At 59.7% G+C, this 17,213-nt stretch carries 11 protein-coding genes; 7 read left to right on the forward strand and 4 right to left on the reverse strand.

What is annotated here, in order from left to right; translation table 11 throughout:
• The first annotated feature begins 323 nt into the window (after positions 1-323).
• From mfd to ACVW0C_RS08590, 3 genes are all read left to right on the forward strand, one after another.
• Positions 324-3,800 (forward strand): transcription-repair coupling factor, encoded by a 3,477-nt coding sequence (gene mfd, locus ACVW0C_RS08580; RefSeq protein ID WP_457384920.1) that lies wholly within the window; start codon positions 324-326, stop codon positions 3,798-3,800.
• Between the two features lie 120 nt (positions 3,801-3,920).
• Positions 3,921-4,856 carry an ABC transporter ATP-binding protein gene (locus ACVW0C_RS08585; RefSeq protein ID WP_457384921.1) on the forward strand — a complete coding sequence of 312 codons (936 nt, stop codon included), beginning with the start codon at positions 3,921-3,923 and terminating at the stop codon, positions 4,854-4,856.
• Positions 4,853-5,635, forward strand: coding sequence for an ABC transporter permease (locus ACVW0C_RS08590; protein ID WP_457384922.1), 783 nt, complete (start codon positions 4,853-4,855; stop codon positions 5,633-5,635). The genes ACVW0C_RS08585 and ACVW0C_RS08590 overlap by 4 nt, the downstream gene beginning before the upstream one ends.
• 18 nt (positions 5,636-5,653) lie before the next feature.
• Here the strand turns inward: ACVW0C_RS08590 and ACVW0C_RS08595 are convergent, their stop codons facing one another.
• Positions 5,654-6,187 carry a TM2 domain-containing protein gene (locus tag ACVW0C_RS08595; protein ID WP_414342801.1) on the reverse strand — a complete coding sequence of 178 codons (534 nt, stop codon included), beginning with the start codon at positions 6,185-6,187 and terminating at the stop codon, positions 5,654-5,656.
• Between the two features lie 246 nt (positions 6,188-6,433).
• Here ACVW0C_RS08595 and ACVW0C_RS08600 point away from each other — a divergent pair, with 246 nt between their 5' ends.
• Both ACVW0C_RS08600 and ACVW0C_RS08605 read left to right on the forward strand, forming a co-directional pair.
• A complete protein-coding gene (locus ACVW0C_RS08600) occupies positions 6,434-6,709 on the forward strand; it encodes a hypothetical protein (RefSeq protein WP_457384923.1) in 276 nt (91 codons plus the stop codon).
• Positions 6,710-6,789: 80 nt separating this feature from the next.
• Positions 6,790-7,764, forward strand: a complete 975-nt coding sequence (locus tag ACVW0C_RS08605; protein ID WP_457384924.1) for an ABC transporter permease — start codon at positions 6,790-6,792, stop codon at positions 7,762-7,764.
• Positions 7,765-7,801: 37 nt separating this feature from the next.
• On the opposite strand, the gene ACVW0C_RS08610 is transcribed toward ACVW0C_RS08605, so the two are convergent.
• The 3 genes from ACVW0C_RS08610 to ACVW0C_RS08620 form a co-directional block, all read right to left on the reverse strand.
• Positions 7,802-8,227, reverse strand: a complete 426-nt coding sequence (locus ACVW0C_RS08610; protein ID WP_011432828.1) for a MarR family winged helix-turn-helix transcriptional regulator — start codon at positions 8,225-8,227, stop codon at positions 7,802-7,804.
• Positions 8,228-8,563: 336 nt separating this feature from the next.
• On the reverse strand, positions 8,564-8,875 hold the full coding sequence (locus tag ACVW0C_RS08615) for a hypothetical protein (RefSeq protein ID WP_457384925.1): 312 nt from the start codon (positions 8,873-8,875) through the stop codon (positions 8,564-8,566).
• Positions 8,876-9,158: 283 nt separating this feature from the next.
• Entirely contained in the window at positions 9,159-11,525 is a 2,367-nt protein-coding gene (locus ACVW0C_RS08620) for a transglutaminase TgpA family protein (RefSeq protein ID WP_457384926.1), read from the reverse strand.
• Positions 11,526-11,708: 183 nt separating this feature from the next.
• Here ACVW0C_RS08620 and uvrA point away from each other — a divergent pair, with 183 nt between their 5' ends.
• Positions 11,709-14,612, forward strand: coding sequence for an excinuclease ABC subunit UvrA (gene uvrA, locus ACVW0C_RS08625; RefSeq protein WP_457384927.1), 2,904 nt, complete (start codon positions 11,709-11,711; stop codon positions 14,610-14,612).
• A 223-nt stretch (positions 14,613-14,835) separates the two neighbouring features.
• A complete protein-coding gene (locus ACVW0C_RS08630) occupies positions 14,836-17,076 on the forward strand; it encodes a WD40 repeat domain-containing serine/threonine-protein kinase (protein WP_457384928.1) in 2,241 nt (746 codons plus the stop codon).
• The last annotated feature ends 137 nt before the right edge of the window (positions 17,077-17,213 follow it).

Genomic DNA, 17,213 nt, shown 5'->3' on the forward strand with positions numbered 1-17,213 from the left:
TAACATCGAATCTTGGCTAAGACAATCGACAAGCTGTCCGACTCTAAAGGTTAATTTTAGGATTCTGTGAGATATAGACCTTTTTTTGTAATTTGGACTACAAAGCAAAAAGCCCTCTGTGAACCTAGCGGCCAAAAACTGGCAGGCCATTGACATAGGGTTCTGGTTTTCTTCGTCTTTAAACAACAAAACTGTTGTCCCAATAGATCGAGGAGCGATTCCCACCAAGGGAGGACTTCCGGTTTACAGAGCCGGCAGACGGCTGCTGATCGTCCCTGGAGCTTGCCAGAATTGGGATCCCAGTTTGCAGGGTGGGGTGGAAGATGTCGTTTATTCCGCTGGTGCGCTTTCTAGGCCAGTCCGGCTTGATTCAAGAGCTGGCCGCCTGCTTGAGATCGCAGCGACGGGCAAATCTGCAGGGGGCAGGGCGGATTGCCAAGGGGTTGATCGCCTCGGCTTTGGCCCAGCAGGAGGGAAGATCCCTGCTGGTGATCACTGCCACGCTGGAAGAAGCAGGCCGCTGGACAGCGCAATTGGAGGGCATGGGCTGGGAGACGGTGCAGCTCTACCCCACCTCCGAGGCTTCCCCCTACGAACCTTTTGACCTGGAACCGGAGCTGGTGTGGGGCCAGTTTCAGGTGCTGGCCGATTGCCTCCAGGGGAAGAAGGGCATGGCCATTGTGGCGACAGAGCGGGCCCTCCAACCCCACCTCCCTCCCCCAGAGGTGTTGCGGGCCTTTTGTCTCCAGCTGGAACCCGGCTTGGAGATGTTTCCCCAGCAACTGGGGCAGCAGTTGACCCGTCTGGGCTACCAGCGGGTGAGTCTGGTGGAAAGCGAGGGGCAGTGGAGCCAAAGGGGCGACATTCTCGACGTTTTCCCAGTGGCCTGCGAGTGGCCGGTGCGGCTGGAGTGGTTCGGCAACGAGCTGGAGAGGCTGCGGGAGTTCGACCCGGTGAGCCAGCGCTCTCAAGACGGGATCCCCCATGTCTGGCTAACTCCCACTGGCTACGGACCCATCCTCTGGCCGGCTCTGCAGGAAAAAGCCGATCAGCTCTCCCAGGGCCTACGGCAGCAGTTGGAGCAGTCGCCGTCTCCTCCGGAGGGCTTGCGCCGTTTTCTCGGCCTGCTCTACGATCCGCCAGCCAACCTGCTGAGCTATCTGGATCCCGAGGCTTTGATCCTGATCGACGAGCCGGAGCAGTGCCAAGCCCACAGCCGGCAGTGGCTAAGCCACGCCCAGGAGCAGTGGCAGCTGGCCCGGGCCAGCGAGCCAGCTCTGGTGCCTTTCCACCGCCCCTTTGATCTCAAGGCTCCCGACTGGGATCCCTTCCCCTGCCTGTTGGCCCGCACCTTTGCCCCTGCTGGCGAAGCCGAAGCTGCCCTTGACCTAAAAAGCCGGCCTGTGCCTACTGCTCCCCACCAGTTTGGATCCCTGGCCAAAACCCTGCGCGAGTACCGCAAGCAGCAGTTGCAGGTGTGGATCCTCTCTGCCCAGCCCTCCCGCACCGTAGCTCTGCTGCAGGAACACGACTGCCCCGCCCAGTACGTGCCCAATCCCAAAGACTTCCCGGCCATCGAGCGCCAGCTGCAGTCCTACACCCCAGTGGCCCTCAAGTATTCCGGCCTGGCCGAGCTGGAGGGGGTTCTCCTGCCCACCTTGGGGTGGGTGGTGCTCACCGACCGCGAGTTTTTCGGCCAGCACAGCCTGGCCACCCCTACTTATGTGCGCAAGCGCCGCCAGGCCAGCTCTCGCCAGGTGGATCCCAACCTGCTCAAGCCAGGGGATTTTGTCGTTCACAAGGCCCATGGCATTGGCCAGTTTCTGCGCTTAGAAAGCCTCACCATTGGGGGCGAAACCCGCGAGTACCTGGTTATTCAATACAGCGATGGCCTGTTGCGGGTGGCTGCCGACCAGGTCAACTCCCTTTCCCGCTACCGCGCCAGCGGGGATGGACCACCTGCCCTGCACAAGATGTCCGGCAGCACCTGGGAAAAGACCAAACAGAAGGTGAAAAAGAGCCTGCGAAAAGTGGCCTTTGACCTGCTGCAGCTCTATGCCAAACGCGCCGAACAGGAGGGCTATGCCTTCCCGCCCGATTCTCCCTGGCAACAGGAGCTGGAAGATTCTTTCCCCTATCCCCTGACGCCGGATCAACTCCGAGCTGTCCAGGAGATCAAGCGGGATATGGAATCTCCACGCCCTATGGATCGGCTGCTGTGTGGGGACGTGGGCTTTGGCAAAACAGAGGTGGCAATCCGTGCCATTTTCAAAGCCGTAACCGCCGGCAAGCAAGTAGCTCTCCTGGCGCCAACCACCATTCTTACCCAGCAGCACTACCACACCCTCAAAGAGCGCTTTGCTCCCTATCCTATTCAAGTGGGCTTGCTCAACCGCTTCCGCACCTCGGAGGAGAAAAAAGAAATCCTATCCCGTCTCAAGAGTGGCGAACTGGATGTTGTGGTGGGCACCCACCAGCTTTTGGGCAAGGATGTGCAATTTCGGGATTTAGGCCTTTTGGTTATTGACGAAGAGCAGCGCTTTGGCGTCAACCAAAAAGAGAAAATCAAACTTCTCAAAACCCAGGTGGATGTACTCACCCTCACCGCCACCCCTATTCCCCGCACTCTGTATATGGCCTTGTCGGGTTTGCGGGAAATGAGCTTGATCCAAACTCCGCCTCCTTCCCGCCGGCCTATCAAAACTCACCTTTCTCCCTACAACCCCGAAGTCATCCGCACGGCTATCCGCCAAGAGTTGGATCGCGGCGGTCAAGTCTTCTATGTCGTCAACCGCATTGAAGGCATCGAAGAAACCAGTGCCAAATTGCGGGAGTGGGTGCCCGGTGCTCGCATTGCCATTGCCCACGGGCAGATGCCGGAAGGGGAGCTAGAGGCAACGATGCTGGCTTTTAACAATGGGGAAATCGATATCCTGGTCTGCACGACGATTATCGAATCCGGTTTGGATATTCCCCGCGTCAACACCATTTTGATTGAAAATGCTCAGGAGTTTGGATTGGCTCAGCTATACCAGCTGCGGGGGCGGGTGGGCCGGGCTGGGATCCAAGCCCATGCTTGGCTGTTTTACCGAGAAGACGGGATCCTCACCGAGGAGGCCCGCAAACGTCTCCAGGCCATTCAGGAATTTACCCAACTGGGATCCGGCTATCAGTTGGCAATGCGGGATATGGAAATTCGTGGCATTGGCAACCTGCTGGGAACGGAACAATCCGGGCAAGTCAATGCGGTGGGCTTCGATCTTTACCTGGAAATGCTGCAAGAAGCCATTCGAGAAATTCGCGGCCAGGAGATCCCGCAGGTGGAGGACACGCAAATCGACCTGAATGTTACCGCTATGATCCCGCAAAGCTATATTCCCGACGAAGATCAAAAGATGCAGGCTTATCGACAACTGGCCGCTGCTGGCTCTCGGGTCGAGCTGTTGCAAATTGCCCAGGAATGGCAAGACCGCTTTGGCCCCCTGCCCAAGCCCACTCAGGAGCTGCTGCGGGTAATGGAGCTGAAGATCCTGGCCCGCACGCTGGGCTTTTCCCGCATTAGGCCAGCCAAGGAGCATGTCCTTTTGGAAACCCCCATGGAGGAGCCGGCTTGGAATCGCCTGAAAGAGGCTCTGCCCACTCACCTGCAGCCTCGCTTTGTTTACCAACCGGGCAAGGTGACGGTGCGGGGTCTGGGGATGGTGCCGGCGGCGCAGCAACTGGAGAACCTTTTGCAGTGGCTGGACAAGATGAGCCTGGCCCTGAGCCGGATGGAGGCTGGGATCCCAATGACCCCCTAGATCTTGCCGGATCCCTCTCGAGGCGGGCCCATGCTCTGGTGTGAGAGAGTGGAATGGCCGGCCCTCCTCTCTTCAGCGCTCCTTTTTGCATCGGCTTCGCGTTTGCATCGGGTTCGCGTCATGAAAGTTCTAGAAGCTCACCACCTCCAAAAAACCTACCGGCAAGGAGGCAGGGAGGTGCGGGCGGTGGTGGATGTATCCCTGACGATGGCGGCAGGGGAGATCCTGGCTTTTCTGGGGCCCAACGGGGCCGGCAAGACCACCACCATCAAGCTCATTGCCGGGCTGATCCAACCCGACGCGGGCACAGTGCGCGTTCTCGGACGGGATCCCCACAGGGATCCTGGCACATTGGCCCAAGTAGGGGCGGTGCTGGAAGGCAACCGCAACCTCTACTGGCGGCTGACCCCCCTCCAGAACTTGGAGTACTTTGGCGTGCTGCGGGGGCTACCCCCCAGAACCGCCCGGCAACGGGGGCTAGAGCTCCTGGAGACCTTTGGCCTGTGGGAAAAGCGGGATGTTGCCGTGCAAACCCTTTCGCGGGGTATGCAGCAGAAGGTGGCCATTGCCGTTGCCCTCCTGCACCAGCCGGCCCTGTTGCTGCTGGATGAGCCCACCCTAGGGCTGGACGTGGAAGCCGCCCAAGCGGTGAAATCCCTGATCCGCCAAATTGCCGCTTCGGGTCGAGCCATCTTGCTCACCACCCATCAACTGGATATTGCGGAAGCGCTCTCGGATCAGGTAGCCGTTATTCGACAAGGGGTGATCATCGCCCAAGCCCCCACGGGAGAGTTGATCCGGCACTTTGCCGGCGCCGTCGGTACTTACCGGATCGAGCTGGAACAGGGGCTGGATCCCTGGAGGTTTGAACAACTGGCCCGCCAAGGGGTGGAGATTCTCGGATCCCATCGGGTGCGGTTCAGCGGCCCGCCAGAGATGCTCTATCAGGTGCTGGAGATCTTGAAGCCTTTGCCCTTGCTCAGCCTCAAACGAGAGGAAGCCGATCTCACCCATATTTTCCTCGAGTTGTTGAAAAGGGGAGAGGGGCAAGGATGATGCCGGTGATACACCTGTTTTGGGCTGAACTGAAGCGGGCCTGGATCCAGTACATTCGCTATCCGGCGGAGGCCCTGGGCGGGATCCTGATCACCACGTTCTTCTTCTATGCCCTCTTTGCCGGCGCCCAATATGTGGCAGGGCCTGCCTCCCAATTTGGCGAACGGTTGGATGCGGTGGTGATCGGCTATGTGCTCTGGACGCTGGTCATTTTTGTGGTGAACGACATCGCCCTCAACCTGCAGGTGGAAGCCCAGACGGGGACGCTAGAGCAGGTGCTGCTTTCGCCCTTTTCCGCGGCCACCCTGTTTCTGGCGCGGGCTTGTGCCAGCTTGGTGTTGCGCTTTTCTGTTGTTGTCGTCATTTTGGGTGCCATTTTGCTGCTCACGGGCAGTCGGCTGCGCTTTCCCCCCAGTTTGGTGCTGCCGCTCTTGAGCGTGGTGCTGGGGGCCTACGGTTTTTCGTTTTTGCTGGGATCCGCCGCTCTGATTTGGAAGCGAATTCAGCAGCTTTTAATTATCAGCCAATTCGGCTTGCTTTTTCTGTTGGCTGCTCCCACGGAAGAATGGCCGGGATCCCTGAGGTGGCTAGGGCAAAGTCTGCCCATGACGGCGGGGGCGGGGCTGTTACGCGACGTGATGGTGCGGGAGGCGGGCTTGGATCCCGTGCGCTTGGCCATGGCTCTAGCCAGCGGCGTTTTCTACTTCGGCCTGGGCTTGCTGACCTTTCGCTGGGCAATGCGGCTAGCCAAACGTCAAGGGATCCTGGGATCCCAGTAGAGGTCTGCAGGAGGGCATCTAGAGCGAACGTTGGTCGGGGGAGCGGTGCAGCAGGTGAGGGAAGTGGTATTCTACCGCTCCAGTGACCGGGTTGTTTTCGGGGAAAGCCATGCTCCGCCGGCTCAGCTCTTGCAGCGCCTTTTCAATTTCGTCAAAGTCGGCAGGTAAGTCGATAGCTATCTCCGCAAGGGTGAGGATCCCTTGCCGCTGTTGGGCTAGCCGCAGGATCTCCCGCATCAGAGCTTGACCTTTGAGGGGCTGAGGAGGTGCTGAGGTGGTTTTTGAGGAAGCTGGGGATGGGGAGGGTCGGGATCCCTGCAGGACGGCCAGCTTGAAGTTGTAGTTCTCCACCATGCCTGGGATCAAAAACAGGTCAATTAACTGGCCAAAGCCCAGCAGGCCAAAGGTGAACAGCCAGAGGATGCCTGTTCCAGTCTTGCCCAGGTAGAAGCGATGGACGCCACAGATCCCGAAGATGCCCAACGCCCAGAGGATATAGGCAGTACCGACAGACTTGGGTTCAGCGGGGGGCAGCAGGTAGCGAGAACTCATGGGGATTTGACGAGATAACTCCGAGCGGGTACTTCCAGTTTGTCATCTTCTGGTCTGGACGGGCAGAAGAGAACCGGCGTGATCTCTGCAAGCAAGCTGGGATCCCTTCTACGCTCTTGTCTGAGGGAGGGCAGCCTCAACGGGAAAACAACCGGAATAATGAGATCCAAGTCCCCCAGGCTCAAAGAACTCCGTCTCCCGCTCACGCAAGCAGTGGACATGCCTATAGAAGGCAAGGGAAAGTCGATGTTTGAGCCAATTTTAATCGGGTTGAGCGCTGTGCTCTGGGGCCTCCTCTGGGGCTACGCTACATTGCTGGTTGTGCTGGTGAACTTTAAGGAGCAAGGATCGGTTTACGCCTACCCTATGCAGGCGGTGCTGGATCGCTTTGTCGAATCCTTGGGGTTAGACTGGCTCAAAGCTCTCCATGCTATGCAACTGAGGCCGCTGCGCCGGATCAGCTATGCTCTGTTTGGTGCCGTCACCCTAGGGGTGGCTTTCATGCTCTGGGTGTTGGGGTGAGGCGATGACCAGATCGACAGGCGCATTCCCGCAGCAACTGCAAATGCGTTAACCCAACCCGAGTTCTCGACAGGCTCATAATGACCGCTGCCCAACTGGTTGCTATTCTCTCCACTGCCATTGCCACCGCCACACCGGTGGTCTTCGCCTGTGTGGGGGAAACCATTACCGAGCGGGCAGGGGTGATCAACCTCTCCGCAGAGGGGACGATCATGCTGGCGGCCATGGTTGGGTTCGCCGTGGCCAAGCTGACGGGAAGCTTGGTATTGGGCTTTTTGGCTGCCGCCGCGGTGGGAGCGCTGTTTGCTGGGATCGTGGCCTTTGGCTCGCTGACCCTGAAGGGATCCCAAATTGCCATTGGTTTCGTCTTGACCCTATTGGGGGCGGATTTGTCTTCCTTTTTGGGCAATCCGTTCGTGCGGATCCCAGGGCCAACGGTGCCCAGCCTGCCGATCCCCTTCTTGAGAGAGGTGCCACTGCTGGGGCCGCTCCTGTTCCGAGGGGATCTGTTGCTGTACGCCAGCTACGCGCTCATCGGGGGAACTTGGTTCTTTTTGTATCGCACTCAGCCTGGCCTGATGTTGCGGGCTATGGGAGAACAGCCGGCGGCGGCTTTTGCCCGCGGCACCAATGTCATTTTCTGGCGCTATGTTTACACCCTTGTGGGGGGATCCCTATTGGGCTTGGCGGGGGCTGCCTTTTCTCTGGATTTCAAGGCCGGCTGGAGCCACCGACATACAGCAGGGTATGGCTGGATTGCCTTGGCCATCGTCATCTTCGGTGGCTGGAACCCCTTGCGGGTAGCTCTGGGGGCCTACCTGTTCGGCATTTTGCAGTCCTTCGCTGGGGTTGCCCAGACCACCATCCGCGCCGTGCCCACCCAAGTTTTCACGGTGGCCCCCTTCGTGTTGATGATTTTGGCGCTGGTGCTCACCTCTGGGGAATGGCGGGAGTGCGGCTTGCGCGGGCTCCCACCTCGGCTGCGGCGCTGGATTCAGCAGGCGGTGAAGGCCACGCCGCCGGCAGCTCTGGGGCAGCCGTTTGAACCGGGCTAGAAGGGATCCCTCCTCAGCAAGGGGGAATCTGAAAGCGCTAGAAAATAGCCTGCAGTTTTTTAAGGCAAGCCTGGATCTGCGCCATCTCCGAGGGATCCAGCTTTTGGAAGCGCTCTTTCAAGTAGGCGACGTGGGCCGGGAAAATTTCCTCAAACAGTTTTTCCCCCGCCTCTGTCAGCACGACCTTAAAGCAGCGTCGGTTTTCCGGGGGCACTTCCCGGCGCACCAGCCCTTTTTGTTCCAGGCGATCCACAATGCCGGTCAGTGTCCCTTTGGTCACCAGCGTTTTTTGGGCCAAGACATTCATGGTCATCCCAGGGGTATTGCCAAGGGTAACCAACACATCGAATTGGGGGGCCGTCAGCCCCATTTGCCGAATGTGAACCCCGGCGTAATTTTCAAAAGCTTGGTAGGCCCGCGCCAGATCCCGCAACAGCCCCAAAAAAGGCTCACGGGCCGCCAATACCGTCCCCCTCAGCGGAACAGAGTCCTCAGGCTTGAGAACCTCGTCGCTTTGGAGAAGGGGGGATGGAGAGGAGTCAGCGGGAGTGGGCATGGTTGAAGATCGCAGTTCGCGTTGGTGGAACAAACTCAAACCCAAAGGACAGTCTCGGCTCCATGATAGCCCACTGTAGTACAGTTCTAACGCAAAATGAACTACGTCTATCTGCTTTGCTGAGCTAGCCCCTTCGCCGTTATGTGGTTCTCATAAAAAAAGGGGATCCACTGGATGGATCCCCCGTGACGGACAGAGCTTGTGGGGCAAACACCCGCCCAAGGCAGGTGACCACAGCAGACACTAGGGCTTCAGCTCGCTCCCAAAGCTCTTGGCGTGGGCACGAGTTCCTGTGGCATGGGTCACCGCTCCGGCGTTGGAAGTTCCCCCAAGCTGGTCGAAAAGGTGCCCGCGATAGGTGGTAATCACGGGAAGACGATCCCAGTTCAGAAAGCCATCGGGGCCGTAGTGGAGAATGCGTGTGATGTCCCAGTGGGAAGCCGAAGTGCCATCCGGGTGGAAGAAGATGGCCCCGTTTCCGGTCGGCTGAGGCGCTGCTTGAGCCAGGCTAGAGGAGAAGACGGAAGAAGACAAAACGCATACAGTCGCAGCCAACGCTGCCCTCAGAGAATAGCTACGCGTAGCTAGCACGCTCTTGCTCGTTCAAAGCTGAACGTTAAGAAAAGTAACACAGCTTCGGACGAGTTTGCAAGAGCAGAGCAAATTACCAGTGTGCGACGTGCCCAAAGTGAGCACGCCGCCTCCTATCCCGCTATTCTGGCAGGCCAGCTTACGGGGTCCATAACTGTTGTTAACTATCTCTTAACTATCTCATAACTGTCAAGGTTTCTCGCAGGGCTTTTGGGGTACCTGCTCCAGGGCATAGCCGTCCTTCTGGTCAGGCGGCTCTTCTGGGGTTTTTGGCCAGTGGCTGCCATGCTCGTCTGAGCTGTTTGAATTGCTGTTGCCAGCGCTGCAATTCGCCCGCCTCCAACGGGATCCCACCGAAGCGCACCTCCAGGTAGCGCTCCAAGAACTGGATGGCCACCTGGGCTTGTGGTAAGTCGGAGTGGCGCAAGTGTTCCAGGCAGGCCTCAGGGCCTAGGTGGGCTGGGATCCCCACCGCCGTCGCCAGATCCCGCAGTTGCAGATAAAGCCTTGAGATAAGCTGGCGGCGCTGCTGCGACTTGGGTAGAGCCGCCGGGATCCAGCGCATCCCAGCAAAGGCCAGACTCGGTAGCAAGAGGCCAACCATCCAGGTGGGCCAGGGGGGCGGAGGCTGCCACAGGGATCCCATCACCACCCCATTGCCGGCAGTGGCCAACAGAATCCACCCCCCATCCTGCCAGCGCACGGCCTGATAGCGGCGGCGGCGACCCCAATAGGCCATGGATCCCGTGATCAAAACCACCCCCAACACCGGCAGGCCATTCTGCTGCAACGTTTGCCCCAAGGCAACCAGGCTGCGACGGAAGCCAGCACCGACATCCTCTCGATCCGGAGAGGCGGCTACAGCGCTAGCCAGCTCCTGGATCTGCCGCCAGATCTGCCGCTGGGTGGATAGGTCGTACTGGATGACGTACTTAAACCAGCGGAAGCGCAAGCTGTCGTAGAAATCTTGAAGGGGATCCCACCAGCTCTGCCGCTGACTAACATTGGCCTCTGCCGGCGTAGCGTCAAAGATGACCCAGCCGTAGGGGCCAAAGGGGATCTCCGTCCAGGAATGGGCGTCGGCATTGCGTACTGCCAGATAATTTTCCTGCGCCACCCAGCGCCCGCCCAAAAAGCCATTCACCATCCGGGCTGGGATGCCAATGCTGCGGGCCAGCACCGTCAGGGCTGTGGCGAAATATTCGCAGTGGCCCCGCCGATGGGTGAACAGAAAGGCTTCCAAAGGCGGTTCAGGGCCGGGATCCGGCAGATCGGTGGTATAGGCGTAGTTCTCCAGCAGGTAGTTCTGCAAAGCCGTCACCTTGCCAAAGACATCGGGGATCCCAGCGGTAACGTCTTCAGCCAAGGCGGGAATGCGAGGATCCAGGTCTGCTGGCAACTGCAGATAGGCTGCCTGTTGGACTGGGTCGAGAGCACTGAACAGCTCCGCGTGGCCTAGCCGGCGCAAGCGCGGGCTTAACTCCCTTGAGATCCGGCTCCGGGCGCGGTAAAGATGGGGCACCTGCCGAGGCAGAGAATGGCCAACATCTCCGGTCTCGCTCAGGATGAGGCGGCGATTCTGCCGTTGCCAAGCTTGTTGCACCGTCGCTGCTCCGCCCCGCTCCAGCCATTCCATCTCCACCAGCGGGGCCACCCCAAAAACGGTGTTGGTGACCAGCGGCTCCAGATAGATAAGCTGCTCCAAGGGGAGAAGCAGCAGGTCGGGAGCAGTGGGGATCAAGCTGGAGGCAGAGAGATCAAATACCCCTGCTGCGTTGGGGAAAATGGGGATGAAGCGGTCTAGCGTTCGCGACCAGGCCCGTCCATCGTAGCGATCGAAGCTGATCCCGCGCCAGTAGAGGGACTCCACACGGGGCGGCACCCCTGCCGGAAATTCCACCCGCATGACAACGGTGTTATCGGTTTTGAGGGTGCCGAATGCTCCCAGGCTGACTTCTTCGGCAAAGCCAGTGGTCATCACCGGCGAGCGGGCCTGGCGACCCAGAATTCCTAAACTGACCCGCGGGAACAAGAAAAACAAAGCCACGGACAGGATCACCGCCAGCAAAGCCAGGGATCCGAGAAAGCCCAAAAAGTTGAGGTTGATGCCACGGGTTTGGCTGGCTGCCTGCGGGTGCTGCTCTGCTTGCAGGCGCAGGTGGTAAAGGGTGAGGTTGATTAGCCCTACCCCCACGTACAGCAAAAACAGCAGCCCAAAGCTGATGTCTTCGTTGAACAGGGTGGCAATGGCCATCAGCAGCAGAGACAGCACCGCCAACTGGATGTGATCGGCTGCCCGTTCCCGCTGAAACAGCTTGGCCCCCGTTAGGTAAAGCACCAAGCCAATGGCCCCATCGGAAAAGGGAAGGATCCCAAAGATAACCAAAGCCAGCAGGCTAAGCAACACCGCCACCGTCAGGGGCATCCACAGGGGGGCATAGCGGGCAAAAGCAATCCTTGGCGGCTCCCAAAACCAACTGCAGGCCCCTGCGGCCAAGCAAACGGCAATGACCGGTGGCGACAGAGCCTGATCCCCCAGACAAAGGGCCGTGAAGGCGATCCCCACCAACAGGTAAACAAACACCTTTTGAACGGATGGCAGTGTCCAGGTCATGGCCCTTGGGATTCAATTCTTTCCAGCATAGCCAAGTCTTTTTTGCTACCGGTTTGCCCTCCCTGGGATCCCCTTTTGGACAAAGCGAAGAGCATTAGAATCGTTAACTAAGAATCGTTAAGATTTTGTTACTCGCCGGTCTCGACGGGATGCCTGTGACACGCTGCGCGAAAAGGTGGTGAGATGTCCAGCCAAAACGAAATTCACGTGGTGGGGGCGCGGCAGCACAACCTCAAGAATGTCGAGCTGCGGATCCCGCGGGATCGCCTGGTGGTGTTCACCGGCGTCTCCGGCTCTGGCAAATCTTCTTTGGCCTTTGACACCATTTTTGCCGAAGGGCAGCGGCGCTATGTGGAATCCCTCAGTGCCTATGCGCGGCAGTTTTTGGGGCAACTGGACAAGCCGGATGTGGATCGCATCGAAGGGCTGAGTCCGGCCATCTCCATCGATCAAAAGTCCACCAGCCACAACCCCCGTTCCACCGTCGGCACCGTTACCGAAATCTACGACTACCTGCGGCTTCTGTATGGGCGAGCTGGGATCCCGCACTGCCCCCATTGCAACCGGGTGATCGCCCCCCAGACGGTGGATCAAATTGTGGATCAGATCCTGGCCCTGCCGGATCGGACGCGGTTTCAGTTGCTCTCGCCGGTGGTGAAAGGGAAAAAGGGCACCCACGCCAACTTGTTGCAAAGCTTGCGCCAGCAAGGGTTTGTACGCGTGCGTGTCGACGGCCAGGTATGGGATCTCAGCGAAGAGATCACCTTGGACAAAAACAAGACCCACACTATCGAGGTGGTGGTGGATCGGCTGGTCAAGAGCCCCGACATAGCGGAGCGACTGGCCGATTCTCTGGCAACCTGCCTGCGCCAGTCGGGAGGAATTGCGGTGGTGGAGCTGCTGCCGCGGGAAGAGGAGCGAGAACAGCTGCTGCAAAAGGTGGCCGAGTCGGCGGGGCAATACCTGAACGGCAAGCCAACGGAGCTGATTTTTTCTGAGCAATTTGCCTGCCCGGAGCACGGTTCGGTGATGGGCGAGCTGTCGCCGCGCCTGTTTTCCTTCAACTCGCCGATTGGGGCCTGTCCTGTCTGCCACGGGCTGGGTTTTGAGCCCATCTTCGACCCCGAGCGGATCGTGCCCGATCCCAAGCTCCCCTTGTACGCGGCCATCGCCCCTTGGGCAGAGCGGGAGAACCCCTACTATCTGGCTTTGTTGGCGGGAGCCGCCAAGGCTTTTGGCTTTGACCTCAGCAGCCGCTGGTGCGATCTCACCCCCCAGCAACAGCAGATCATCCTCTACGGCGCCGACCAGGAGGTCTACATCGCCGAGGTAGAATCTCAGTACCGAGGCCGGGGGTACTATCGCCGCTATGAGGGGGTGATTCCCCAATTGCAGCGGCACTACCAGGAAACCACTTCCGAAATCTATCGGCAAAAGCTGGAAGCCTACCTCACCTACCGTCCCTGTTCCGCCTGTGGGGGATCCCGTCTCAAGCCGGAAGCTCTGGCCGTGCGCATCGGCGGCTACCGCATTACCGATCTCACCGAGATCTCCATCCGCGACTGCCTGCACCGCCTGGAGCAGCTAAACCTTACCCCCCGCCAAGCGCAGATCGGCGAGTTGGTGCTGCGGGAGATCAAAACCCGGCTGCAGTTTTTGGTGGATGTGGGCCTCGACTACCTCACCTTGGCCCGCCCGGCCATGACCCTCTCCGGGGGCGAGGCGCAGCGGATCCGGCTGGCCAGCCAGATGGGCTCCGGCTTGACGGGGGTGCTCTACGTGTTGGACGAACCCTCGATTGGCCTCCACCAGCGGGACAACGAGCGCCTGTTGCAAACCCTGTTTCGCCTGCGAGATCTGGGCAACACCCTGATCGTGGTGGAACACGACGAAGAAACCATCCGTGCCGCCGACCACATCGTCGATATCGGCCCTGGAGCCGGGATCCACGGGGGGGAAGTGGTGGCCCAGGGATCCCTGGCGGACATCATGGCCTGCGAGCGCTCCATCACCGGAGCTTATCTTTCGGGGCGGCTGCGGATCCCTACCCCTGCGCAGCGGCGGGCTGGCAAGGCGGTTTCTCTCAAGCTCACCAATGCCCACAAAAACAACCTCAAGCACATTGATGTAGAGATCCCCCTGGGCAAGTTGGTCTGTGTCACGGGGGTCTCTGGCTCCGGCAAATCCACCTTGGTCAACGAATTGCTCTACCCTGCCCTGCAGCACCATCTTGGACACAAGGTGCCCCAACCCACGGAGATGGGAGCACTTGAGGGCATCGAACACATTGACAAGGTGATCGTGATCGACCAATCTCCCATTGGCCGTACCCCCCGCTCCAACCCTGCCACCTACACCGGCCTGTTCGACCCGATCCGCCAAACCTTTGCCCAAACCTTGGATGCCAAGGCCAGAGGCTACCCATCCGGCCACTTTTCCTTCAATGTCAAGGGGGGGCGCTGTGAAGCCTGCAAAGGGCAGGGGGTGAACGTGATTGAAATGAACTTTCTGCCCGATGTGTACGTCACCTGCGAAGTCTGCGGGGGCAGCCGCTACAGCCGCGAAACCCTGCAGGTCAGGTACAAGGGCAAGAACATCGCCGAAGTCCTGGATATGACGGTGGGGGAGGCGCTGGAGTTTTTCGCTGCCCTGCCCCCCGCCGCCAAGATCCTGCAGACTCTGGCCGATGTGGGCCTCGATTACATCAAGCTGGGCCAGCCAGCTCCTACCCTCTCCGGTGGGGAAGCGCAACGGGTCAAGTTGGCCGCAGAACTGGCCCGCCGCTCCACCGGCAAAACCCTCTATCTGCTGGATGAGCCCTCCACCGGCTTGTCTTTTTACGATGTCCACAAGCTCTTGAACGTCCTGCAACGGCTGGTGGATACAGGCAACACCGTGCTGGTGATCGAGCACAACCTGGACATTCTCCGCTGTGCTGATTGGATTATTGACTTGGGGCCAGAGGGCGGCGACCGCGGCGGCCAGATCATCGCCGTTGGCACCCCAGAACAGGTGGCTGAGCACCCCGGATCCCATACAGGGCGATATTTGAAGCAGGTTTTGCAACAACATCCCCCAGGTCGCTGAGCAACTCAGCCTGCTCCAGGGAGAAAGTTGACCGAAAGCGGCTGTCGGGATCCCCTTTCGCTTTTTGCTCTGCTCACCTCAGCCATGGCGGTGGAGGACTGATGCGGCGAGGACTCTATCCCACCCAGGCGCTCCGCACCGTGAACGCAAGGGTGAACGGTTAGCCTGAGTCTCACGTCGCTATGGCATGATGGGTCGGAAGGAAAAGGTTCGCACTCTCCCCATGGTAGGGCAGACCCTGGGTGGCCGCTATCAGATCTTGGAAGCACTGGGATCCAGCGGACAAACCTACTTGGCACAGGATAGCCATCATCCTGAGCGGCTTCGGGTGGTGCTCAAACGCTGGCAGGCCGGCCAAAATGCTCCGCACCGCGAACACAGTGAGGACTCCGCCTCGCTACGGCATCTCTTTCAGCAAGAAGTGGTGCTGCGGGAGCACCTGGGATCCCACGAGGGTATCCCCCGCCTGTTGGCCTGCTTTGAGCAAGAGGGGGAGTTTTATTGGGTGGAAGAATGGGTTGAAGGGCCCACCCTGGAACAAGCTCTATTGCTAGGTAACGCAACCGAGAGGGGCCAGCTAACGACTCCGTCCCGCCAAATGCACTGCCATTGGGGGCACGACTGGACAGAGGCTGAGGTACGAGCCTTGTTGCAGGATGTGCTGCAAACCTTGGCCTTCCTGAATGGGGAAGGGGTGAGCTGCTGCAACCTGCAGCCCTCTCGCTTGATCTACCGTCAGGCGGATGGCCGATGGGTGTTGTTGAAGTGGGGGGGTGAGGAACAGGGTCTGGCTTTTTCCGGCTCTGGCTTCGGGAACCCCTATGGCCCCAGGCATTGCAGCGACCTCTATGCTCTTGGGCTGATTGCCCTGCAGGCCCTCTGCGGGATCCCGCCCCAGAAGCTGTTTCGCGACCCGTTGACGGGGGAGTTGCGCTGGCACGATCTGGCCTCTACTAGCGCTCCTTTTGCTGCTTTTCTGGATCGTTTGGTGAGCTGCAACCCACAACAGTGCTTTCCTTCAGCAACAGCAGCTCTGGCCGCTTTGCAGGCTTTGCCCCCCGCCGAGAGCCCCCCTGCCGCCGAACTCCTGTCCCAGCCCAGCCCTGTCGCCGCCGAGCCCTTACAGGAGCCAACCACCCCACCGCGTTCTCCGGTATCGCTGCGGGCGCGTCCCCGGATCCCACCGGTTTGGGCAGGAGGCAGCTTGGCGGCTTTGCTGGCGTTGACGGTGGCAGGGGTATGGCAGATGAGGGCAAACCTTGGCCTGCGGGGGGAGCCCAAGGATTCTGTCCCCCTCACGAGAACGGGATCCTCTGGCCCGGCAAAGCGCAACGGCCTGGGACTCCGTCCTACTCGCGAGAACGGTTCTCATGCCTCCGTCCCCACCGCCGTCACGGTCGCGGAAGCGTCGCGTAGCGATAACGACCCGGCAGACTGGGCCAAGTCTTTGCAGCTCAAGGCTACGCTGGAAGGCCCTGTCGCCGTCACTGCTCTGGCCATCAGCCCGGATGGAAATCTCCTTGCTGCCGGGGGAGACGACGGCGTGATCCGGCTTTGGGATCCCCAGGCTGGCCAACTGCTCCAGAGCTGGGCAGGCCACGAGGGATCCGTTGAGGCACTGGCCATCAGCCCAGATGGTACCTTTTTGGTGAGTGGGGGGGCAGACAAGACGGTACGGGTCTGGGATCTGGCGACCCTGGGGGATCCGGCTCTCTCGCCTGGGGATGTGCTGGCGCGGCTGCAGTTGCAAGGGCACACCGGGTTGATCAACAGTGTCGCCATTAGCCCCGATGGTCGTTGGATTGCCAGTGGCAGCGCCGACCGCACCATCCGCCTTTGGCAGGCCGACAACGGCCAGTTGATCCGCACCCTGGCGCCTCCCACTGCTGCCGCCCAGGAGACCCCTCAGAGGGCTGGCATTACAGCAGTGGCCTTTGGCCCAAGACCCACCCGTATGGATACTTCCCGCCAATCTGAAGGGATCCCCCCTTGGATCTTGGTGGCCGCCAATGGAGATCCCACCGTTCACCTTTGGGATCCTGGCAGCGGGGCCTTGCTGGAAACCCTAAAGGCCGACTACCCCATCGAGCAGGTGCTTCTGAGCCCAGATGGCCGCTATTTGCTCGCTGGCAGTACCGGTGGCATCTTGGTCTGGAACTTGGGCACGGGATCCTTGGAGCGCACCTTGCCCCAGACTTTGTCCGGCTTGGCCGCCCTTGCCCTCAGCCCTGATGGCCGCTTGCTCGCCAGCGGCACCGATTACCGCGCTCACCAGATCAAGCTCTGGGATCTGCGCAGCGGAGAACAGTTGCGCACCCTGGGCGGCCAGACTTGGATGGTGAGCGTCTTGCTGTTTGGCCCCGGTCGCGGAAGCGTCGCGCAGCGATATGGACAGACCCTTCTCAGTGGTGGCGCCGATGGCTCAATTCGCATTTGGGGGCCAGCCGACCCAGCTCAGCCCTAGTGGGATCCAAGCAGATAAAATACTCGACGAAGAAGGGATCCCGGCAGAGCATGACTCTAGTCAATAATAAGCTCAACTATACTGAAAATAATGTATAATATGTTCAGTACGGATTACTACCAGTTGATCTTTCTGTT

It is taken from the genome of Thermostichus sp. OS-CIW-26 (assembly GCF_054058395.1).